The sequence below is a fragment of the [Mannheimia] succiniciproducens MBEL55E genome (assembly GCF_000007745.1).
GTDB classification, from domain to species: Bacteria; Pseudomonadota; Gammaproteobacteria; order Enterobacterales; family Pasteurellaceae; genus Basfia; species Basfia succiniciproducens.
Genome location: NC_006300.1, coordinates 1,232,795 through 1,255,139, shown reverse-complemented (window position 1 = coordinate 1,255,139; position 22,345 = coordinate 1,232,795). Strand labels below are relative to the sequence as shown.

Sequence of the window (22,345 nt, the reverse complement as noted above, 5' to 3'; positions counted from 1 at the left end):
ATTTAAAAGTGGGAAAACAATGATTATTAAACCGAATTTTTGGCAGATTCCTCAGCCGACAGCAACGGATTTCGCCGCGCTGGCTGAAAAAGAACAGCTTCTGGCACAGCGTATTCATGAAATTGCCAATCGGCATCAACATGCCAAATTTGCCAGCAGTTTAGCCGTGGAAGACATGGTGATTACCGATGTTATCGCTAAAAGCAAGGCAAAGATTACGGTATTCACCTTGGAAACCGGACGTTTAAATCCTGAAACGCTGGCTTTGGCGGATACGGTGAAAAAGACGTATCCCGATTTGGATTTTCGATTATTCCGTCCTAATCCTATCGCCGCGGAAAAATATGATCGCGAAAAAGGCAGATTTGCCTTTTATGAAAGCGTGGAATTACGCCGCGAATGTTGTTTTATCCGTAAAATCGAGCCGTTAAACCGGGCGTTAGCCGATGCGGATGCCTGGCTGACAGGGCAGCGCAGAGAGCAGTCGGTCACCCGTACCGAACTTGAATTTCATGAATGGGATCAAAGCCGTGGCATTGACAAATATAACCCGATTTTTGACTGGCATGAAATGGATGTGTGGGCCTATATCCTGAAATATGACATTCCTTATAACGAACTGTACAAACAGGGCTATCCGAGTATCGGTTGTGAGCCTTGCACTAAACAAGTGAAAGCCGGCGAAGACATCCGTGCCGGTCGCTGGTGGTGGGAAAACAAAGACAGCAAGGAATGCGGTTTGCATAAATAAGCCGTCGGCTGGGCTTAAGACGCCCGCCATGGGAAAATTTTATATTAATAGGCGGTGAGCCGATGGGCGCACTCTACAAAGGAAGAAATAAATGACAACACAAAATCAAATTGAAAACGGCCACCTGGACTGGCTTGAGGCGGAATCCATTTATATTATTCGCGAAGTGGTCGCCGAATGTAGTCATCCCGCATTACTTTTCTCCGGCGGGAAGGATTCTGTGGTTTTACTTGCCTTAGCTCGTAAAGCCTTCCAATTAGAAGGACGGGATTTGGTCCTTCCGTTTCCGTTAGTACATATCGACACCGGTCATAACTACCCGGAAGTGATTCAATTCCGTGACGAGCAGGTGAAAAAACTGAATGCACGTTTGGTTGTCGGCCATGTTGAAGATTCCATTGCCAAAGGCACCGTAGTGTTACGCAAAGAAACGGATTCCCGCAATGCGGCACAGGCGGTCACGCTGCTTGAAACTATTGAAGCCAACGGTTTTGACGCCTTAATGGGCGGTGCCCGTCGCGACGAAGAAAAAGCCCGCGCTAAAGAACGTATTTTTTCTTTCCGTGATGAATTCGGTCAATGGGATCCGAAAGCGCAACGTCCGGAATTATGGTCGCTGTATAACGGCAAATTGCATAAAGGCGAAAATATGCGGGTATTCCCGATTTCCAACTGGACGGAACTGGACATCTGGCAATATATCGAACGGGAAAAATTAGAATTGCCGCCGATTTATTACGCTCACCAACGTGAAGTAGTGGAACGCAACGGTTTGTTAGTACCGGTTACACCGATTACGCCGAAACAACCGGGCGACGAAAGCAAAGTGGTCTCCGTACGTTTCCGCACCGTTGGAGATATCAGCTGCACCTGCCCGGTGGCCAGTACGGCGGCAACTCCGGCGGAGATTATTAAAGAAACGGCGGTAACCGAGATTTCGGAACGCAGCGCAACCCGCATGGACGATCGCACCAGTGAAGCCGCCATGGAACAACGCAAAAAGCAGGGTTATTTTTGATTTTGTCACTTTCTTTGCTTGTGCAAAGAAAGTAACCAAAGAAAGCACCCCCTGCTTTGCCTTGTTTCCTTGCTTAGCCTGAATTTGTTTAACGGAAAATTTAGAACTCGCTACTACGTAGCTCAAACATGCTAAATTTTCCTACAAATTCAAGCACACAAGGCGGCAAAGAAGGGAGCTAAACAGAATATTGAAGGATTATATAATGAGCAACCTAAACCAATATGCACCACTTCGTTTTATCACCGCAGGCAGTGTGGATGACGGTAAAAGCACGCTGATCGGTCGTTTACTTTACGATAGTAAAGCCTTATTGAGCGATCAGCTGTTAAGTCTGGATAAATCCAAAAGCAACGGGGAAGTGATTGATTTTTCCATTTTAACCGACGGGTTGGAAGCGGAACGCGAACAGGGTATTACCATTGATGTGGCGTATCGTTATTTTTCTACGGCAAAACGTAAATTCATTATCGCCGATACCCCGGGACACGAGCAATACACCCGCAATATGGTAACGGGCGCTTCAACCGCCAATGCGGCGGTGGTGCTAATTGATGCTTCTCAATTGGATTTTTCTAAAGAAGAAGTGGAATTATTAGCGCAAACCAAACGTCATTCCGCCATTTTAAAGCATCTAAACACCCCGCATATTATCGTGGCCGTTAACAAAATGGATTTGCTGAATTTCGAACAGAATAAATTCAATGCAATCACCGCCGCCTATACAAAATTAGCGAAACAGCTGGGTTTGAAAGAAGTGGTGTTTGTACCGGTTTCCGCTTTGCAGGGTGATAATATTGTGCATAAAAGCGATGCGACGCCCTGGTATGAAGGCGAAGCCTTGTTAACCGTTTTAGAAAATCTGCCGACGGATGATCACCAATCCGAAAAAGCGGAGGATTTTCATTTCCCGGTGCAATTGGTCAGCCGTTTGGATCAGGATAAACAGGACGATTTCCGCGGTTATCAGGGGCGTATTGAATCCGGTTCTATCCGTAAGGGCGATAAAGTCCGTATCGAGCCGACAGGGTATGAAACTCGGATTACCGAAATTTATTCGCCGAACGGCCTGGTGCAGTCGGCAAAAGTGGGCGAGCAGGTCACATTGCGTTTAGCGGACGATATTGATATTTCCCGCGGCGATACTTTTTTAGCGGAAAATTCGGCAACGGTTGCAACCAAAGCGTTAAAGGCGACGGTTTGCTGGTTTGATCAGCGCGCACTAAATCCGGCACGTAAATATTTATTAAAACACACGACATTAACCGTATTCGCCAAAGTATCCAGCGTGGATCGCGTCCTGGACGTGCAGACTTTAAGCCATTCGGCGCAAGCGGACAGCTTAAAAATGAATGATATCGGAGAAGTGCAAATCAGCTTGCAAAAACCGATTACCGCAACAACATACGCGCAAAACATCGCAACGGGATCCTTTATCTTGATTGACGAAGCAACTTATCACACGGTTGCGGCGGGAATGATTCTGGAAATTTAGTACCGGGAAGTATTTCCTCTCTTTGCTAAGGGAGGGAGTGATTTTTAATAATTTGTGGGAAAAATAAAATGTCAAACACAACAAACCCTTTACCGCCGGAAACGGAACAGTTGCTGGCAAAGTTAAATCCAATCCAACTGGCGTGGCTTTCCGGTTATGCCTGGGCTAAGGCACAGGGTGAGGATGCAGGTACAAATGTGACAAATAAAAATGCGGCTTCAACCCTTGTAACTGAAGATAAACCTTTAAATGTGACAGTGCTGTCCGCATCGCAAACCGGCAATGCCAATGGGGTGGCGAATCAGTTGGCGGAACGTTTAAAAGCGGAAGGCGTCAATGTAACCCGCAAAGCGCTGAAAGAGTATAAAGCCAAAACCATTGGCGATGAACAGTTTGTCCTATTGGTTACCTCAACACAGGGCGAAGGCGAAGCGCCGGAAGAAGGCGTGCCGCTTTATAAATTGTTGCATGGTAAAAAAGCACCGAATTTAGCCAACCTTGAGTTTGCAGTATTAGGTTTAGGCGATACTTCATATCCTAATTTCTGCCAGGCGGGAAAAGATTTCGACAAACGTTTTGAAGAACTCGGTGCGAAACGCTTACTGGCACGTGCCGACGCGGATCTTGATTTCAAATCGACCGCCGATAAATGGATCCAGGATGTGGTTGAGGCGGTTAAAGCCAAATCCGCCGTTTCGGCTTCCGTTGTCGCATCTGTTGTAAGCGCAAGCTCGGCGCAAAGTGCGGTTAATTACAGCAAAGAAAATCCATATACGGCGAAACTTATCACCAATCAGAAAATTACCGCCCGCGATTCGGCAAAAGATGTGCGCCATTTCGAATTTGATTTATCCGGTTCCGGTTTGCAATACAAAGCGGGTGATGCACTGGGGGTATGGGCGGAAAATGATCCCGATTTAATTAACGAAGTACTGGGGTTATTGAAAATCCAACCTGACGAATCCGTTCAATTAAACGGCAAAAGCTTGGATATTCATGGCGCACTTTTAAGCCGTCTGGAATTAACGCAAAACACCCCGGCTTTTGTGAAAGGCTATGCTCAATTAGCAAATAACAAAAAGTTAACCGCATTAGTGAGTAGCGATAAAAAACTGGCGGATTATGTAAATGACACACCGATTGTTGACGTATTGCACGACTTTCCGGCCAAAATTAGTGCGCAGCAATTTGCTGATTTATTACGTCCGTTAACGCCGCGCTTATATTCCATTTCCTCTTCGCCGGAAGAAGTGGGCGAAGAAGTGCATTTAAGTGTCGGCGTGGTACGTTTCGAACATGAAGGGCGGGCGAGAACAGGCGTTGCTTCCGGCTTTTTAGCGGATCGCGTGGAAGAAGACGGCGAAGTGAAAATCTTTGTGGAACCGAATGATAATTTCCGCCTGCCGCAGGATAAATCGAAACCGATCATTATGATTGGTTCGGGAACAGGTATTGCGCCGTTCCGTGCATTCCTGCAACAACGCCAGGCAGAGGAGGCCGAGGGCAAAAACTGGCTGATTTTCGGTAATCAGCATTTTGCGACGGATTTCCTATATCAGGCGGAATGGCAACAATTCGTCAAGGACGGCTATCTGCATAAATACGATTTTGCGTGGTCGCGGGATCAGGCGGAGAAAATTTATGTGCAGGATAAAATTCGTGAAAAATCCACCGCACTTTGGCAATGGCTGCAGGAGGGCGCACATGTTTATGTATGCGGCGATGCCTCTAAAATGGCAAAAGACGTGGAAAACGCTTTGCTGGAAGTGATCGCACGGGAAGGCAAATTAACGCCGGAGGATGCGGAAGAATATTTAAATGACTTGCGCGAAGATAAACGCTATCAACGTGATGTGTATTAGGAGTGAATACCAATGAGCGATAAAAAACAAAAAGGCCTGGAGTGGCAGGATAACCCGCTGTCTGATAACGAACGTTTAAAAGAGGAAAGCAACCACTTGCGCGGTACTATTTTAGATGATTTGGAAGACGGTTTAACCGGCGGTTTTAAGGGCGATAATTTCCAATTAATCCGTTTCCACGGAATGTATGAACAGGACGACCGCGATATTCGTGCCGAACGCCAGGAGGAAAAACTGGAGCCGCGGAAATTTATGCTGTTACGTTGCCGTTTGCCGGGCGGGATTATTAAGCCCGAGCAATGGATTGAAATTGATAAATTTGCACGGGATAACAATTATTATCAATCGATTCGTTTAACCAACCGCCAGACGTTCCAATATCACGGAGTGCCGAAAACCAAATTGCAGGATATGCACCGCTTGCTGCATAAACTGGGGCTGGATTCCATCGCCACCGCCTCGGATATGAACCGTAATGTGCTATGTTCTTCAAACCCGGTTGAATCGGAATTGCATCAGGAAGCCTACGAATGGGCGAAGAAAATTTCCGAGCATTTATTGCCGCGCACTAACGGCTATCTGGATGTGTGGATTTCAGGCAAAAAAGTGCAAAGTTCCGACAGCTTTTTAGGCCAGGAAGACGAGCCTATTTTAGGTAACCGTTATTTACCGCGTAAATATAAAACCGCCGTGGTATTGCCGCCGTTAAACGACGTGGATTTATATAGCAACGATATGAATTTCGTGGGCATTAAAGACGAAAAAACCGGCAAACTGGCAGGCTTTAACGTGCTTGTGGGCGGCGGGCTTTCCTTTGAACACGGCAATACGAAAACCTATCCGAATATTGCTCTTGAATTAGGTTATGTGCCGGTTGAAGATACCCTGAAAGCCGCCGAATCCATTGTAACCACGCAGCGCGATTTCGGTAACCGTGCGGATCGTAAAAACGCCCGCTTGCGTTATACTATTCAGAATATGACCTTAGAAGGTTTCCGCGAAGAAGTGGAACGCCGTATGGGGCGCCGATTCGAAGCAATCCGACCGTTTGAATTTACCGAGCGCGGCGACCGTATCGGCTGGGTAAAAGGTATTGATAAAAAATGGCATTTAACCTGTTTTATTGAAAGCGGTCGCTTAGTGGATAAACCGGATTTGCCGTTAATGACCGGTATGCTGGAACTGGCGAAAGTGCATAAGGGCGATTTCCGTATCACGGCCAACCAGAATATTATTATCGCCAATGTTGCCGAAGAAGATAAACGGCAAATCGAAGATATCGCCCGCCAATACGGTTTAATCAGAAAGATTACCAAATTGCGTGAAAACGCCATGTCCTGCGTATCCTTCCCAACCTGCCCGCTGGCAATGGCGGAATCGGAACGGGTATTGCCGGAATTTATCGACGAACTGGATAAAATTATGGCGAAACACCATGTGGAGCAAGACTATATCGTCACCCGCATTACCGGTTGCCCGAACGGCTGCGGACGCGCAATGTTAGCGGAAATCGGCCTGGTGGGCAAAGCGGTCGGGCGCTATAACCTTCATCTCGGCGGCAATATTGCGGGAACCCGTATTCCAAGACTGTATAAAGAAAACATCACACTTGATGAAATTCTTTCGGAACTGGACGGCTTAATCGCACGCTGGGCAACGGAACGCGATCAAGGAGAAGGTTTCGGCGATTTCGTACTTCGCGTCGGCATCATCAAACCGGTGGTTAATCCGGTGGTGGATTTCTGGGATGAAAACTTAATTCCGACGGTTGCCGTTTAAGCTTTTACAAAAATTTTAAAATTTTTAACCGCACTTTTGATGATATTCGATCAAAAGTGCGGTTAATTTTTTTGATTTTTTATCAGTGTTGAAGAAAGACTATTTATTTTTCAACCATTGTTTCATGCGTTCTACACCTTCGCGTAAATGTTCGATGTCTCTGGTGTAGGCGAAGCGCAAATAATGTTTGGTGCCGTTCTCGCCGAAATCAATGCCCGGCGTTGCGGCGACCTGGATTTCATGCAACATTTTTTTAGCGAATTGGTAGCTGTCATCGGTATATTTTGAAACGTCAGCCCATAAATAAAATGCGCCTTGAGGTTTAAATTCAATGGTGAATAAGTCTTTTAACGCATCGTATAAAAAATCGCGCCGTTGTTGAAATACTTGTTTGGTCGCCGTTAGAAATTCTTCCTCAAAGGCTTCAAGTGCGGCATATTGGCTCAATGTCGGCGCCGAGATAAAAATATTTTGCGCGATAATTTCCGCTTCGCGAACCTTGTCTTCCGGTACAATAATCCAGCCCAAACGCATACCCGGCATACAATAATATTTTGAGAAACCGTTAATTACATAGGCTCTCGGATTGAATTGTAAGGCGGTGGCGGCATTTTGATCATAAACCAAGCCGTGATAAAGCTCATCGGAAATAAAATCAATATGATTTTCCATGCAGTAATCGTTTAAGCTTTTCAAACTTTCGGCGGTATAAATATTTCCGGTGGGATTCGCCGGCGAGGAAATCTGCAATGCTTTGATGTTACGTCCTTTTAATTGCCCAACCTCAAGCTGATAGCAATTATGTTTATCCACGGGCATAAATTCAGGCTGAATATCCATCATATAGGCAAAATTTTTGTAGCAGGGATAAGACGGGTCGGTCAAACCTAATTTATCATCCTGCGCTAAAGTTAGCGCATAGGCGATTAAAAATGCACCGCTTGTGCCGGGAGTAAGCAGTACGCGATTCGGCGTAATTTTGACATGATAAGTGCGGTCATAATATTGGCAGATTTTTTCCCGCAGCGCTAATAACCCTAAGCTTTCGGTGTAAGAAAATTTGTTATTTTCTACCGCACTTTGCAATGCTTTTTTCACTTTTTCCGACGGCGCCAGATCCGGTTGACCTATTTCAAAGTGAATGGCGTTGGGGTATTTTGCCGCCTCTCTTACAATATCCATTACAATAAAAGGGGACATTTTGTCGTATCGCATAGTTTTTCCTTTGTCCTTAATTATTTTTTAATAATTCTATGTTTTACTGGGCTCAAATAAAGAGCGGTTATTATCAATGAGGTAAGGAGAACATAGTATGAAAAAAGTAAGTTTAGCAACTATTTTAGCATTATCAACCATGGGTATGGCGTTTTTTGCCAATGCGGCGGACAACGTGCAAACTAATGCGCCAGCAGCCAATGCGCCGGCGTATGAAGTGATGCCTTGCGGCATGGTAAGAGAATATAATCCTATGTGTAACGGCGCTATGTGTAACCGGGGTTATCCGGACGGAAGAGCGAATATGCGCAGAGGGTTTAAAAATATGCCGGGCAATGCGCCCTACATGGGAATGCAAATGGGGCAACGAGGCGGTTTTGTTGCAAACCAGTCGGTTACCCGCGTGGCGGATGCCGGTAAATGGGAAGACGATCAAATGATTGTGCTGGAAGGTAATATCATTAAGCGCGTCGGTCGAAAAGATTATGTATTTAAAGACGGTAGCGGAGAATTGGAAATAGAAATTTCCCGTCGGGCATGGCACGGCGATATTTTTTCTGCGGATGATCGCGTTCGTTTAGTAGCGAATGTTGAAAAATCCTGGGGTAAAACGGAAGTGCTTGCCGTTCATATCGAACAGATTAGACCAGATGTGGCAGCGCCGTCTCAAGGGAATAAAACCGGCAATAATCAGTAAAAAACGCAGCAATTGTGCGATTAAACTAATGGCGACAGCGATGTCGCCTTTTTTATAGAAACGAAATGAATTAGAATAGCCGGAAGTAGATGTAGGAATACACTGCTGCGTCCGTCTGTCTTTACTCAAATTGCTGTATTCTTGTGATTTGATAGCAGCAGTGTATCCCTACATTTATTGTGAGTAGCATGATGATGAGAATATTGTTAATTGAAGATGATGCATTAATCGGTAACGGCATCAAAGTGGGATTAACCAAATCAGGCTTTTCAGTGGATTGGTTCACAGACGGAAAAACCGGTTTACAGGCGATAAAATCCGCACCTTATGATGCTGTTGTATTAGATCTAACCTTGCCCGGTATGGACGGTATGGATATTCTGCAACAATGGCGTAATGAAAAAATTGACACGCCGGTGTTAATATTAACCGCCCGCGATACCTTGAATGATCGGGTTACCGGTTTGCAACGCGGTGCGGATGATTATTTATGCAAACCTTTTGCCTTAGCGGAAGTCATTGCCCGCTTACAGGCGCTGATTCGTCGTCGCTACGGTCAGGCGAATCCTATCGTTGAACACAGCTTAGTCAAATTTGATCCGAACAGTCGCAAAGTCAGCCTGCAAGGCAAAGACATTCCGTTAACCACCAGAGAATATAATTTGCTCGAATTATTTATGATGAATAAAGAGCGGGTGTTGTCCCGTTCGTTTATTGAGGAGAAATTATATAACTGGGACGATGAAGTAAGCAGCAACGCCCTTGAAGTGCATATTCATAATTTACGTCAAAAATTAGGTAAACAGTTTATTCGCACGGTACATGGTGTCGGTTATGCCTTAGGTAAAAACGAAGAATGAATTTATTGAAGATGAACAGCATTCGACTTCGGTTAATTGTGATCCTTTCCTTTATTGCGTTGGTTATTTGGGGCGTGACAAGCGCGTTAAATTGGCATTATGTCCGTCAGGAAGTCAATAATATGTTTGATATTCAGCAGTATTTATTGGCAAAGCGCTTATCTTCTTCCTATTGCAACAGATTTTGCATGAACAGCAGCGCGAGCGTAATATGAGAGGGCGGTTTGCCAGACATTTGGCACCTTTGAGAGCACCGATGAGTTATGACGATGATGCTTTGGCATTTGCCATTTTTACCCGTTCCGGCGAGATGCTGGTAAGCGATGATGCCAACGGGGCAAAATTTCAATTTGCGCCGGATCGGGGCTTTACGGAAACGAAGTTATCGGAAGGAAATGAGTCTTGGCGTATATTCTGGCTGCCTTCAAAAGATAAAAATCTGATTATTGCGGTCGGACAGGAAATGGATTACCGCAATAACTTAATCAATAATTTCGTATTGGGTCAGATGTGGATTTGGATCGCAAGTCTGCCGTTGCTGATTGGGCTTATTATTTTTGTTATTCATCATGAATTACGCTTATTAAATCGTGTTTCTGCGGAGGTAAGAGAACGATCGCCAGAAGATAATCACTTAATTGATACGGCGGATATGCCGACGGAAGTGTTGCCCTTATTGCAAAGCCTGAATGGCTATTTTGCCCGTACGGCGGAAACTTTCCGGCGCGAGCGCCGTTTTACCTCTGATGCCGCCCATGAGCTGCGTAGCCCTCTAGCCGCTCTGCGAATACAAACCGAAGTGGCGCAAATGCTTACCGATGAGCCTGAATTACAGACACAAGCGTTAGATAATTTAACGAAAGGCATTGATCGGGCGAGTCAGTTAATCGAACAGCTGCTTATTTTGTCCCGTCTGGATAATTTATCGCAACTAAACGAATTGGAACCCATTTATTGGGAACAACTGATTCCGGCAGTAATTAGCGAACAATACAGCCATGCTCAGCAACGAAATATTGAGATTAAATTTGACCGAAAGGCGTTGCCTCAGGTTAAAAAAGGACAGCCGTTATTAGTTTCGCTTATGTTGCGTAATCTTATTGATAATTGTATAAAATATTGCCCGGAAGGTTCCGTTATTCAGGTGAATTTAAATGAAGATACCGTGGTTATTGAAGATAACGGGTATGGGGTAAGCGATGAGGATATTAATAAATTAGGGCAACGTTTTTATCGCCCCGCCGGGCAGAATGAAAAGGGAAGCGGTTTAGGTTTGTCTATTGTGCATCGCATTGCCGAATTGCACCATTATGAATTCATCGTTGAGAACATTAAGGATCAATCAGGCAAATGTATCGGTTTTCGCTCAATAATTAAACTGAATTAAACGGATAAAAGCAAAAGTGCGGTAAAATTTACCGCACTTTTTTGTCAGATTAAGCGGCATTACGCACGCGAGGAAAAAGAATATTATTTTCCGTATGGGTATGCAACATTAATTCATCAATAAAGTGTTCAATACCGCTATATAATGCCAGCCAGCTGGTACAGGCGTCGGCGGGCGGCGTCAGATTGTCGGTCAAGGATTTTAATACTTCCAGCTGATCACCCATTTCCGCATGTTCCATTTCCATTACCTGAATCGGCATTCTTGCCATCATGTAATTGCCCGCCTTAATCATCGGGAATAAAATCTGCTCTTCTTTCATCATATGCTGAGTAAGATCCGTCAGCATATTGCGTAATTCGGCGGCAACCCCGGTCGGGCAGTCCGGACGATCGCCGTGTACCTGCTCAACTTTTTCCGCCAGGGTAATTAGTTCGGGCAACTGACTACGGTGACCGTCATGAAAACGAGGCACAATATAGTCAATCAGCTCATCAAACGAGGCGCTTGTCCAATCCCGTTCTTCTGCGTTTACCGGATTATTTTGTAATTCGGTTAAGCGAGCGTTGATTTCATTAATATCTAAATTTTTTTCCTGTACGGCAACGGCCAATTCTACTGCACCTCCGCAGCAATAATCTAAATCATATTCTCGAAACAATTGAATTGCGCCGGGAACGGTTAATGCGATGTCACTTAGTTTTTGATTTGCAAAAGACATAATTACCTCTGAATTTGTAGTGGGGAAAATAGAATTTGAATAACTTGACTAAAATAGTAGGATATTTAATGAGAAATACAAAGTACTTTTTGAAATTTTTTATTAAATCGTTATAAATTCATGATTAAAGTCAAAAAGAATACCTAGTAATAGGAAGAAAAGTGCGGTCGAAAATTCAAAAATTTCAACCGCACTTTTTACTATATGCTTTCGCCCAGATGGATTTGATAACCCAGATTAATAATCGAACTCTGTGCCGGAATATTTTGTAGCCGAGCCAAAAGTTCTTGAGCGGCGATTCGCCCGATTTGTAATCTCGGCGTAATAACCGTAGCCAGTTGCGGCGTGATGGATTGCCCTACATCATGCCCGTGAAAACCGGCAATGGCGATTTGCTTGGGAACTTTAATACCCAAACGTTGACATTCAAATAATGCGCCGATAGCCAGGTCGTCATTGGTACAGAAAATACCGTCGATATCAGGGTATTGTTTCAATGCCTGATGTAATAATTCTGCTCCGTGGGTAAACGAGGAATGCTCTTTTGTAGCAATGATTCGTGGCGACAGCTGATATTTTTTCATTGCTTGTTGATAGCCCTGCATTTTTAATTGAGTGCGTTTATCCAGCCGTGCGGAAAAATAGACGATTTTTTTGTATCCGCGCTTAATCATAGTCTCAACCATCGCCTGTGCCGCAGCAATATTATCGAAACCGATCACCTGCTGAATACCGATTTCGCTGGTATCCATAATTTCAATTACGGGAATATTAGCAACCTGCAGCATTTTTTTTGTACGCTCGGAATGGCTGTTTTCCGATAGGATAATGCCGTCAACATTATAAGAGAGCAAACTTTCAATGCGCTGTTCTTCTTTCTTTTCGCTATAACCGTAGTGAGCCAGCATGGTTTGATAACCCGCCTCATCGGTGATTTCTTCAATTCCTTTAATAACATCGGCAAAAACCTGGTTAGTTAAAGAGGGCACAAGCACACCGATAGCACGGCTTTTGGCATTGGACAGAATATCCGGCGCCCGGTTGGGAATATAACCGAATTCTTCAATGGCTTTGGCAATGCGCTTACCGGTTTCCTCCGCAACGGAGGCAGGGTTACGTAAATAACGACTGATCGTCATTTTGGTAATGCCTAGATGATTTGCGATATCTTGTAAGGTTGGGCGTTTGTGTTTTGTCATAATTCCGTCGTTAAAAATCCTTATTAAGCGTTATTCTACTGGATTCGGTAGCAGGTTAAAACCGCTTAAGGGACTTTTTGCCGATAAGGTTAGAAAATATAATAATTATCCCAAGTTTTGTTATAAATCAGGGTATAATATGCAAATCCTATTTCTTAACACAAGGAGCTTAGCATGCAAAATGATGCGAATGAAGTTCGACCGGCTTTAAGCGAGGCGGAACAAATTCGGCTGACTCAGTATAGCCATGGCGCAGGTTGAGGCTGTAAGATTTCTCCTAAGGTGTTAGGGACTATTTTACACAGTCAGCTGGAACAATTTGTTGATCCTCATTTATTAGTGGGGAACGACACTAATGATGATGCGGCGGTTTATGACATTGGTAACGGTACTTGTATTATCAGTACCACGGACTTTTTCATGCCGATTGTTGACGATCCGTTCGATTTCGGACGTATCGCCGCGACCAATGCCATTAGTGATATTTTCGCTATGGGCGGAAAACCGATAATGGCGATCGCAATCCTTGGATTTCCGATTAATGTATTGCCGGCAGAGGTGGCGCAAAAGATTGTGGATGGCGGACGTTTTGCTTGTCGTGAAGCGGGAATCGCTTTAGCGGGCGGGCACTCTATTGATGCGCCGGAACCTATTTTCGGTTTAGCCGTAACGGGAATTGTGCCTACTGAAAAAGTAAAACGTAATGCTTCCGCTGAAGCAGGAAGCAAACTCTATTTAACCAAGCCATTGGGTATCGGTATTTTAACGACCGCTGAAAAACGAGGTAAATTGAAACCCGAACATAAAGGGTTGGCAACGGAAGTGATGTGCCAAATGAATTTAATTGGCAGTCAGTTCTCGCAATTGGAATCCGTCACCGCGATGACCGATGTAACCGGATTCGGGTTGTTAGGTCATTTGGCTGAAATTTGCGAAGGATCGAATTTGGTCGCCGATGTACATTTTAATAAAATTAAAATGCTGGACGGTGTACCTTATTATATCGAGCAAGGCTGTTTAGCCGGCGGAGTAACGCGAAATTATGAGAGTTACGGAATCAAGATTGGTGCAATTACCGAGTTTCAAAAAGCGGTTTTATGCGATCCGCAAACTTCCGGCGGTTTATTGGTTGCGGTTAAACCTGAGGGTGAAACACAATTGCTGGAACTTGCCGCCCAAGCGGGTATTGAGTTGATTGAAGTCGGCGAATTACGTAGACGGGTCGATAATTCAGATCCGGTGATTATTCGGATATTGGATTAGATGCTTTTAAAAAAGGAATGGCTAAACTTAACGAGTTTAGCCATTTTTTATGCTGGTTGAAATATTAACTATTTCGCAATACGTTTGTATTTCATACGATGCGGTTGAGTAGATTCCGCACCAAAGGTTTTCTTTTTCCACTCTTCGTAGTCTGAGAAGTTACCTTCATAGAAGGTGACTTTGCCTTCGTCACCGTAATCTAAAATATGAGTTGCGATACGGTCTAAGAACCAACGGTCGTGGGAAATCACCATCGCGCAGCCCGGAAATTCCAAGATCGCGTTTTCTAATGCGCGCAAGGTTTCCACATCAAGATCATTGGTCGGTTCATCCAATAATAAAACATTACCGCCGCGTTGTAGCAGTTTCGCAAGATGCAGGCGGCCTCGTTCACCACCGGATAATTCACCCACACGTTTTTGCTGATCAACCCCTTTGAAGTTAAAACGGCCCACATAAGCACGGCTTGGGATTTCAAAGTTACCGATCGTCAAAATATCCTGACCGTTCGACACTTCTTCCCAGACGGTTTTTTTGTCATCCATTGCGTCGCGGAATTGATCTACCGAGGCCAGCACCACCGTTTCACCCAAGGTGATAGATCCCGAATCCGGTTGTTCCTTACCGGAAAGCATACGGAACAAAGTGGATTTACCGGCACCGTTGGGACCGATAATCCCGACAATAGCACCTTTAGGGATTGAGAAAGACAAATCGTCAATTAATGTGCGTTCGCCATAGGATTTAGTCAAATGTTCGACTTCCAGCACCTTATCACCTAAACGAGGGCCGGGCGGAATAAAGAGTTCGTTGGTCTCATTACGTTTTTGGTATTCGCCGGAATTCAATTCTTCAAAGCGGGCCATACGGGCTTTGCTTTTCGCTTGACGGCCTTTCGGGTTTTGACGTACCCATTCCAATTCTTTTTCGATGGATTTTTGGCGGGCGGATTCCTGCGCTTGTTCCTGCGCTAAGCGTTTTTCTTTTTGTTCCAACCAGGAAGAATAGTTACCTTCCCAAGGAATGCCTTCGCCGCGGTCAAGTTCTAAAATCCAACCTGCAACATTGTCTAAGAAGTAACGGTCGTGGGTAATGGCTACAACGGTACCTTCATAATCATGCAAGAAGCGTTCTAACCAGGCTACGGATTCCGCATCCAAGTGGTTGGTCGGCTCGTCTAACAGCAACATATCCGGTTTTTCCAGCAATAAACGGCATAAGGCCACACGACGGCGTTCGCCACCGGATAAATTTTCGATTTTTGCCTCCCATTCCGGTAAGCGTAAGGCGTCCGCCGCACGTTCCAACTGATTATCTAAATTGTGACCGTCATGGGCTTGAATAACTGCTTCTAATTTGGCCTGTTCCGCAGCGAGTTTATCGAAATCGGCGTCAGGATCCGCATAAAGCGCATAGACTTCGTCTAAACGCGTTAATGCGCTTTTGACTTCAGAAACCGCTTCCTCAATGGCTTCGCGCACGGTTTGCTGCGGATCTAATTTAGGTTCTTGCGGTAAATAACCGATTTTGATCCCCGGTTGCGGACGGGCTTCGCCTTCAAATTCTTTATCTACGCCGGCCATAATGCGCAAAAGGGTGGATTTACCCGCACCATTTAAGCCTAATACGCCGATTTTTGCTCCGGGGAAGAAGCTTAGAGAAATATCTTTAAGAATGTGTCGCTTCGGGGGAACTACTTTGCCCACCCGATGCATCGTAAAAACGAATTGTGATGACATATAAAATCCCATAATGGTTAACTGAATTTAGCGGTGCATTTTACTCGAAAATTGATGTATTGGTAAGGGGAGTTGAGCAAATACTCTAAAAGTGCGGTTTAAAAAATGGAAATTTTGTATTTAGTATGGTTTTTATTCGGATAAAAGTGTTTAAACAGAACACAGACAAAAAAAACCACCCTTAAAGGGTGGTAGGAAAGTAGTTTAGCTATTTATGATTATTTTATTTAGGAACTTTATGAATATCAAGCAATTACTTGACGAAGCGGATGGTAGCGGAAAAGTTCTGGCTTGAAAAGCCCGATTTTGTATTTAATTGATATATGTCAAGATTTTTTGATAAATACGGACGAGAACGTTTGCTTTACAGTGAGAAAATATGAAACCTAGATTGCATTTCCGTATGGTAATACTTTTTCCGTAATGGTGGTTTTATCCGTATCAGGTGAGAAATAATTGCAAAAGTGTGATGTTTATTGACTTCTTGCGGATATGATATTTTTTCTTTTTTATGGTTAAAATCAGGGCGTATTCTCGGTTATATCGGATTTTTGTATAAGATGGCGATGGGATTTGAGGAGCTATTTATATAGCGGCAAAAACCTATTTTAAGTATAATTTTTGTTCACAAATTACAACACCGATATTTAGGACAGGCCTTTATGAAATACACCATTAATGAAATTGCCAAACTCTGCAATGTGGGGAAGTCGACGGTTTCCCGCGTACTGAATAAAGATCCTAAAGTGCGGTCGGAAACCCGCGAGAAAGTTCAACGAGTGATTGATCGACTCGGTTTTCAGCCTAATCGTTCCGCTCGAGCCATGCGGGCGGGACAAGAACCGGTAGTAGGTGTGATTGTCTCAAAACTTGATTCAGGCAGTGAATCTCAGACTTTACGTGCAATTTTACAGGCATTGCAGGCTGAACATATTACACCTTTGATAGTTGAAAGCCGCTTTGAAGCCGAGCAGGTGCGACATCATTTTCAGCTTTTTCGTGAACGTCAGGTCAATGCCGTCATTCTTTTTGGTTTTTTTCCTTTACCTCTTGAAATCGTGCGGGAGTGGCAGGGTTCTCTGGTTGTGATTGCACGTACTTACCCGAATATCAGTTCTGTTTATTATGACGATGAACAGGCAATTACTCGCTTGATGACGGAACTTTACCGGCAAGGACATCGTAGAATCGCTTATTTGGGTATTCAGGACAGTGACGAAACAACAGGTAAGCTGCGCACTCAAAGCTATTTACAATTTTGTCGGTCTCATAATATTCGTCCGAATTCGGTGTCGGTTGAACTCAGTGCGGAAAGTGCATACTTGCATTGTGCGGAACTTTTTACCCGACCGGTGGATGCGCTGGTTTGCGCTACCGGTCGGCTTGCTTTAGGCGCGTTTAAATTTTCTCAACAATCGGGACGGGTCTTCCCGATAGCATATGTGGGATATAACGAACTGCTGCAATATATGATGCCAAACGCTTTATCTTTGGATTTCGGCTATTGTCAGGCCGGACTGAAAGCAGTGGAGTTATTAATGCGACAGTTACGGGGAAAATCTTCAACGGAGCATTATCTGGTTTCAACACATCAACCTTAAATTTTGTGATCACTGTCATATTTTTGAATAAAATTGGGAACGTTCCCATTTACACTTTATTTCTGCAGGTTATAATTTGGCCGATTTCAATGGTTAGAGGAATATCCTATGGCGAAAATCAATAAAGTAGATCCTAAAAATGTCGATAAATTAATTGTTGCTGTCGGCGGGCGGGAAAATATTGCGACGGTAACTCATTGTATTACCCGTCTGCGATTCGTGTTAAATGATGAAAGTAAAGTGGATGCAAAGACTATCGAAGAGTTGCCTATGGTGAAAGCTAATTTTGCGACCGGCGGACAATATCAAGTGGTTATCGGCCAGGAAGTGGGGGATTATTATCAGGTTTTACTGGAAAAGACCGGTTTGGCGAGCGTGGATAAGGAGCAGGTTAAAGCGGCGGCACGCAAAAATCAAAAATGGTATGAAAGTTTAATTTCCCATATGGCGGATATTTTTATTCCGTTATTGCCGGCACTTATCAGCGGAGGTTTGATTTTAGGTTTCCGCAACGTAATCGGCGATATTAAGATGTTTGAAGAGGGGACTAAAACTCTGGTCGATATCAGCGCGTTCTGGGCGAGTATGCACAGCTTCCTGTGGCTTATCGGCGAGGCGATTTTCTTCTTCCTGCCTGTCGGTATCTGTTGGTCGATTGCGCGTAAAATGGGTACTTCGCCGATTCTTGGTATTACCCTTGGCGTTACTCTGGTGTCCTCACAGTTGATGAATTCCTATGCGTTAGGTTCGCAAATTCCGGAAGTGTGGGATTTCGGTTTATTTTCGATTGAAAAAGTCGGTTATCAGGCACAAGTTATTCCGGCGATTATGGCGGGCTTAACCCTTTCCTATATCGAGCGTTTCTTAAATAAAATCGTGCCGGATTTCTTAAATCTGATCATTGTACCCGTCACGTCGCTGATTTTAGTGGTGTTTCTGGCACATTCTATTATCGGCCCTATCGGACGTGAAATCGGTAACGGCGTAGCCTTTGTGGTGAAAGCGGCGATGACTGGCGAATTCGCTCCAATCGGCGCCGCTTTATTCGGTTTCTTATATGCGCCGTTGGTGGTTACCGGTGTACATCAGACTTCACTTGCTATCGATATGCAGATGATCCAAAGCATCGGCGGTACGCCCGTATGGCCGTTAATCGCCTTATCAAATATCGCTCAGGCGTCTGCGGTAGTTGCGGTATTAATTATGGCGAAAAAAGCCAGTGTACGCGAAGTAGCGGTACCTGCGGCGCTTTCCGCTTATCTGGGGGTTACCGAGCCGGCAATGTACGGTATCAACTTAAAATACCGTTTCCCAATGCTTTGCGCGATGACAGGTTCCGCCTGTGCGGCATTGGTGTGCGGATTTGCCGGCGTGTTGGCAAGCAGTATCGGGGTCGGCGGTTTACCGGGCATTCTTTCGATTCAGCACCAATTCTGGGGAACTTTCGCCATTGCGATGTTAGTTGCGATTATCGTGCCGATTTTATTAACGATGGCAATATATAAACGCAAAGAAGCGGCGGGAACACTGGAATAAATTGTTAAGCTCTCACTTTAAGTTTTTAGTCTGCCAAATCTCCCCTAATCCCTCTTTGCTAAAGAAGGGAACTGATAGAAAGCGGATTTATAGATTGCCGGCTCATCTAAATTTGATTATTTTCAGTAAATTAAAACATCTAGAGATCAAATTTCTCTCTTTAGCAAAGAGGGATAGAGAGCGGATTGATAGATTACCGGATCATCTAAATTTGATTATTTTTACTGAATTAAAACATTTAGAGATCAAATTCCCCTCTTTAGCAAAGAGGGATTAGGGGAGATTTGGCAAAAAGTGTACAGTGAGATATCAAAAAATATTTAAAGGAAAGCAAAATGAACGATAACTGGTGGAAAAACGGGGTAATTTATCAGATTTACCCGAAAAGTTTTCAGGACACGACAGGTTCCGGTACCGGTGATATTCAGGGAATTATTAAGCGCTTGGATTATCTGCAAACTCTGGGTATTGACGGTATCTGGATTACTCCGATGTATGTTTCGCCGCAAATTGATAACGGTTATGACATCGCCGATTACCGTAATATCGACCCGAGTTACGGTACGATGGCGGATTTTGAGCAACTGATTGCCGAGGCGCATAAGCGTGATATCCGTATTGTGATGGATATGGTATTCAATCACAGCTCAACTTTTCACCAATGGTTTAAGCAGGGCGAAGATCCGAACAGCGAGTACCACGACTATTATATTTGGCGCGAGCAGCCGACTAATTGGCAATCCAAATTCGGCGGTAATGCGTGGAAATGGTCGGATAAGGCGCAAAAATATTACCTGCATTTATTTGCGCCGGAGCAGGCGGATCTTAACTGGGAAAATCCTAAATTACGCGCCGAACTGTACGATATTTGTCGTTTCTGGGCGGAAAAGGGCGTGGACGGCTTGCGTCTGGATGTCGTCAACCTGATTTCCAAGCCGGAAAAATATGAGGACGATTTTGAGGGTGACGGTCGCCGCTTTTATACCGACGGGCCGAAAATCCACCAATATCTGCAAGAATTGAATCAAAATGCGTTAAAACCTTTCGGTTTGATGACGGTGGGCGAAATGTCTTCGACTAAACTGGAACATTGTCAGCGCTACGCCAATCTGGACGGCTCCGAGTTATCGATGACCTTCAATTTCCATCATCTCAAAGTAGATTATCCGAACGGTGAAAAATGGACTTATGCCAAACCGGATTATGTAGAGCTTAAATCGATTTTCAACTACTGGCAAAAGGGTATGCATGGTAAAGCGTGGAATGCGCTGTTTTGGTGCAACCACGACCAGCCGCGTATTGTTTCCCGTTTCGGCGATGAAGGCGAACTGCGCACCCTGTCCGCCAAAATGCTGGCGATGTTATTACACGGAATGCAGGGTACGCCGTATATCTATCAAGGTGAAGAAATCGGTATGACTAACCCGAATTTCTCTTCCATTGAAGAGTATCGCGATGTAGAAAGTCTGAATGCCTATCAAATTCTGCAAAATCAGGGAAAAAGTGCGGTTGAAATTTTGCAGATTTTAGCGCAAAAATCACGTGATAATTCGCGTACGCCGGTACAATGGGACGCTTCGCCGAATGCCGGTTTTACCAGTGCTACGCCGTGGATTGGCGTGGCTAAAAATTATCCGCAAATCAACGTCGAACAGGCGTTGGCGGATAGAGATTCGGTATTTTATACCTATCAAAAATTGATTGCGTTACGTAAACAATTAGCGGTATTAACCGACGGCGATTATAGTGATCTTCTACCGAACCATGAGTCCGTATGGCTGTATCAACGTTCGACTGCCGGTGAGCGGTTAACGGTTGCGGCTAATTTGAGCAATCAGCCGCAATTTATCGAAATAAAACCGCAAGGTCAGGTGTTAATCAACAATTATGCGGATATAACCCAAGAAGACTCCGGCATTTGTTTAAAACCTTACCAGGCGCTGTATTTCCTAGCTTAAAAGATAGCCGGTAAATATAAAAAACAATATATTTATACCAAATTCTATTTTTAGGCATAAAAAAGTCCGGTGATAAGCGCCGGACTTTTTTGTACTGTACTAATCAATGGATATAACCTGCCGATTAGGGGCATATAAACGTTCTTTAATTCGTGCAGATTTAGCGGAACACTCACATAGGCCGCTTAACGCACTGCATTTTTACTTTTTAAGTTGATGCAATTAAGGCATAGTAGACAAAATAGTTGGTAATTTTGAGATCCCTATGCCCTAGTAGACAAATGAGTTGGTTTTTTATTTTTATTAATAATTAATCAACTCTTTTCATTTAAAAAATCCTTTATAAACATAATCTTATTTTTCTTCGATAACCCATTATGAAGCGCTAATTTACGCTTCAGTTCACTAAACAGCCCTTCCAGCCGATTTGTCGTCTTTTCTATCTTTAATTCAGGATATTTTTCAAAGGTAAAAAGGAACTCTTCATGTCGTTTTAAACTTGAATACGCACTCCGAAGATTTCGATGTTTAAACGGATATTTGCCCGCTTTATCAGGTATGCTTGAACGTTCATTTAAGAAGTTTTTATGCTTTAAATACCAATGATGAAGATTGATATAGAACTTATTTTTACTGCTCGTTTTAAGCGTTTTAATTAAGATTTTTAATTCCTTTCCCGCCTCTGATTTTGGTTTTCGAGTAATCCGACGAATTACAATAGCCACTTGATGAAATTGACACATTTGAATCGGCGTATTAAGAATATCTTTCAGCAAACCACGCCTTCCGTCACAGGTAATTGATTGAATTTTATAATCTTTCTCTCTTAATTCATTGATTGCTTTACGATAATAAATGACCCTTTCCGCATTGACAATCTTGTGATAAACAACCTTTTTAGAAAGGCTGTCCATAAGTACCAATACACCAAACTCGTTTCCGAAAAAGGTCGTATCCATGACGATATTTAATATCTCATTTTGTGGTAAATTTAGAGGTGTTTTGGGCGCTTTCAAGAGATGTCTTTGGATTGTTCTGACTGAGCAATGATAGCTCTCGGCAAGCTGCTTATAAGTCTGTTTACCAAGCGTGTAATCATGCCAAATTTTTATAGAATCAAGTTTATTTTTTAGCGTAAATATTTTGTTGCAGACATTACATTTGTAACGTTGAATATGGTTTTGAGTACCATATTTCTGAATGCTGGATTTTTGACAATTTGGGCAAATTTTTTATTCATTTTCAAAAAAGTCCATTAAAGCTA

16 protein-coding genes and 1 pseudogene are annotated in these 22,345 nt (G+C 43.8%); 12 read left to right on the top strand and 5 right to left on the bottom strand.

Annotation, left to right across the window (positions count from 1 at the left end):
- Window positions 1-19 precede the first annotated feature (19 nt).
- The 5 genes from MS_RS05730 to cysI all read left to right on the top strand — a co-directional run bounded on the left by MS_RS05730 (window position 20) and on the right by cysI (window position 6,905).
- Window positions 20-751 carry a phosphoadenylyl-sulfate reductase gene (locus MS_RS05730; protein WP_011200427.1) on the top strand — a complete coding sequence of 244 codons (732 nt, stop codon included), beginning with the start codon at window positions 20-22 and terminating at the stop codon, window positions 749-751.
- Window positions 752-842: 91 nt separating this feature from the next.
- Entirely contained in the window at window positions 843-1,769 is a 927-nt protein-coding gene (gene cysD / locus MS_RS05725) for a sulfate adenylyltransferase subunit CysD (RefSeq protein WP_011200426.1), read from the top strand.
- Between the two features lie 205 nt (window positions 1,770-1,974).
- Window positions 1,975-3,264 carry a sulfate adenylyltransferase subunit 1 gene (locus MS_RS05720; protein WP_041639770.1) on the top strand — a complete coding sequence of 430 codons (1,290 nt, stop codon included), beginning with the start codon at window positions 1,975-1,977 and terminating at the stop codon, window positions 3,262-3,264.
- Window positions 3,265-3,332: 68 nt separating this feature from the next.
- Entirely contained in the window at window positions 3,333-5,126 is a 1,794-nt protein-coding gene (locus MS_RS05715) for an assimilatory sulfite reductase (NADPH) flavoprotein subunit (protein WP_011200424.1), read from the top strand.
- A 12-nt stretch (window positions 5,127-5,138) separates the two neighbouring features.
- Entirely contained in the window at window positions 5,139-6,905 is a 1,767-nt protein-coding gene (cysI, locus tag MS_RS05710; RefSeq protein WP_011200423.1) for an assimilatory sulfite reductase (NADPH) hemoprotein subunit, read from the top strand.
- Between the two features lie 99 nt (window positions 6,906-7,004).
- Here the strand turns inward: cysI and MS_RS05705 are convergent, their stop codons facing one another.
- Window positions 7,005-8,120 carry a pyridoxal phosphate-dependent aminotransferase gene (locus MS_RS05705; RefSeq protein WP_011200422.1) on the bottom strand — a complete coding sequence of 372 codons (1,116 nt, stop codon included), beginning with the start codon at window positions 8,118-8,120 and terminating at the stop codon, window positions 7,005-7,007.
- A 97-nt stretch (window positions 8,121-8,217) separates the two neighbouring features.
- Between MS_RS05705 and MS_RS10870 the strand changes: the two genes are divergently transcribed.
- From MS_RS10870 to qseC, 3 genes and pseudogenes are all read left to right on the top strand, one after another.
- Window positions 8,218-8,817 carry a YgiW/YdeI family stress tolerance OB fold protein gene (locus tag MS_RS10870; protein WP_011200421.1) on the top strand — a complete coding sequence of 200 codons (600 nt, stop codon included), beginning with the start codon at window positions 8,218-8,220 and terminating at the stop codon, window positions 8,815-8,817.
- A 194-nt stretch (window positions 8,818-9,011) separates the two neighbouring features.
- Window positions 9,012-9,677, top strand: coding sequence for a response regulator (locus MS_RS05695; RefSeq protein ID WP_041639767.1), 666 nt, complete (start codon window positions 9,012-9,014; stop codon window positions 9,675-9,677).
- A pseudogene (qseC, locus tag MS_RS05690) lies at window positions 9,674-11,064 on the top strand (quorum sensing histidine kinase QseC). Before MS_RS05695 ends, qseC begins: the two are co-directional and overlap by 4 nt.
- 49 nt (window positions 11,065-11,113) lie before the next feature.
- Here qseC and ytfE read toward each other — a convergent pair.
- Window positions 11,114-11,785 (bottom strand): iron-sulfur cluster repair protein YtfE, encoded by a 672-nt coding sequence (ytfE, locus tag MS_RS05685; protein ID WP_011200417.1) that lies wholly within the window; start codon window positions 11,783-11,785, stop codon window positions 11,114-11,116.
- 200 nt (window positions 11,786-11,985) lie between these two features.
- Window positions 11,986-12,984 (bottom strand): gluconate operon transcriptional repressor GntR, encoded by a 999-nt coding sequence (gene gntR, locus MS_RS05680; RefSeq protein WP_011200416.1) that lies wholly within the window; start codon window positions 12,982-12,984, stop codon window positions 11,986-11,988.
- 174 nt (window positions 12,985-13,158) lie between these two features.
- Here gntR and selD point away from each other — a divergent pair, with 174 nt between their 5' ends.
- Complete coding sequence (gene selD / locus MS_RS05675) at window positions 13,159-14,247, top strand: selenide, water dikinase SelD (protein ID WP_083754310.1); 1,089 nt, start codon at window positions 13,159-13,161, stop codon at window positions 14,245-14,247.
- 68 nt (window positions 14,248-14,315) lie between these two features.
- On the opposite strand, the gene ettA is transcribed toward selD, so the two are convergent.
- Window positions 14,316-15,986, bottom strand: coding sequence for an energy-dependent translational throttle protein EttA (gene ettA / locus MS_RS05670; RefSeq protein WP_041639766.1), 1,671 nt, complete (start codon window positions 15,984-15,986; stop codon window positions 14,316-14,318).
- 662 nt (window positions 15,987-16,648) lie between these two features.
- Here ettA and MS_RS05665 point away from each other — a divergent pair.
- From MS_RS05665 to treC, 3 genes are all read left to right on the top strand, one after another.
- The gene (locus tag MS_RS05665; RefSeq protein WP_011200412.1) at window positions 16,649-17,587 is read left to right on the top strand and encodes a LacI family DNA-binding transcriptional regulator; all 939 of its coding nucleotides are present in this window, start codon (window positions 16,649-16,651) and stop codon (window positions 17,585-17,587) included.
- Window positions 17,588-17,695: 108 nt separating this feature from the next.
- Window positions 17,696-19,123 carry a PTS trehalose transporter subunit IIBC gene (treB, locus tag MS_RS05660; protein ID WP_011200411.1) on the top strand — a complete coding sequence of 476 codons (1,428 nt, stop codon included), beginning with the start codon at window positions 17,696-17,698 and terminating at the stop codon, window positions 19,121-19,123.
- A gap of 335 nt (window positions 19,124-19,458) precedes the next feature.
- On the top strand, window positions 19,459-21,081 hold the full coding sequence (gene treC / locus MS_RS05655; RefSeq protein WP_011200410.1) for an alpha,alpha-phosphotrehalase: 1,623 nt from the start codon (window positions 19,459-19,461) through the stop codon (window positions 21,079-21,081).
- Between the two features lie 314 nt (window positions 21,082-21,395).
- On the opposite strand, the gene MS_RS11100 is transcribed toward treC, so the two are convergent.
- Window positions 21,396-22,097 carry an IS256 family transposase, variant Zn-binding type gene (locus MS_RS11100; RefSeq protein WP_011200409.1) on the bottom strand — a complete coding sequence of 234 codons (702 nt, stop codon included), beginning with the start codon at window positions 22,095-22,097 and terminating at the stop codon, window positions 21,396-21,398.
- Window positions 22,098-22,345 lie beyond the last annotated feature (248 nt).

Excerpts from the sequence above, each read along its gene's own strand:
- treC (WP_011200410.1), top strand. The coding sequence starts at position 19,459 with ATGAACGATAACTGGTGGAAAAACGGGGTAATTTATCAGATTTACCCG.
- MS_RS05715 (WP_011200424.1), top strand. The coding sequence starts at position 3,333 with ATGTCAAACACAACAAACCCTTTACCGCCGGAAACGGAACAGTTGCTG.
- cysI (WP_011200423.1), top strand. The coding sequence starts at position 5,139 with ATGAGCGATAAAAAACAAAAAGGCCTGGAGTGGCAGGATAACCCGCTG.
- treB (WP_011200411.1), top strand. The coding sequence starts at position 17,696 with ATGGCGAAAATCAATAAAGTAGATCCTAAAAATGTCGATAAATTAATT.
- MS_RS05730 (WP_011200427.1), top strand. The coding sequence starts at position 20 with ATGATTATTAAACCGAATTTTTGGCAGATTCCTCAGCCGACAGCAACG.
- ytfE (WP_011200417.1), bottom strand. The coding sequence starts at position 11,785 with ATGTCTTTTGCAAATCAAAAACTAAGTGACATCGCATTAACCGTTCCC.
- ettA (WP_041639766.1), bottom strand. The coding sequence starts at position 15,986 with ATGTCATCACAATTCGTTTTTACGATGCATCGGGTGGGCAAAGTAGTT.
- MS_RS05695 (WP_041639767.1), top strand. The coding sequence starts at position 9,012 with ATGAGAATATTGTTAATTGAAGATGATGCATTAATCGGTAACGGCATC.
- MS_RS05665 (WP_011200412.1), top strand. The coding sequence starts at position 16,649 with ATGAAATACACCATTAATGAAATTGCCAAACTCTGCAATGTGGGGAAG.
- gntR (WP_011200416.1), bottom strand. The coding sequence starts at position 12,984 with ATGACAAAACACAAACGCCCAACCTTACAAGATATCGCAAATCATCTA.
- cysD (WP_011200426.1), top strand. The coding sequence starts at position 843 with ATGACAACACAAAATCAAATTGAAAACGGCCACCTGGACTGGCTTGAG.
- MS_RS05705 (WP_011200422.1), bottom strand. The coding sequence starts at position 8,120 with ATGCGATACGACAAAATGTCCCCTTTTATTGTAATGGATATTGTAAGA.
- MS_RS10870 (WP_011200421.1), top strand. The coding sequence starts at position 8,218 with ATGAAAAAAGTAAGTTTAGCAACTATTTTAGCATTATCAACCATGGGT.
- MS_RS05720 (WP_041639770.1), top strand. The coding sequence starts at position 1,975 with ATGAGCAACCTAAACCAATATGCACCACTTCGTTTTATCACCGCAGGC.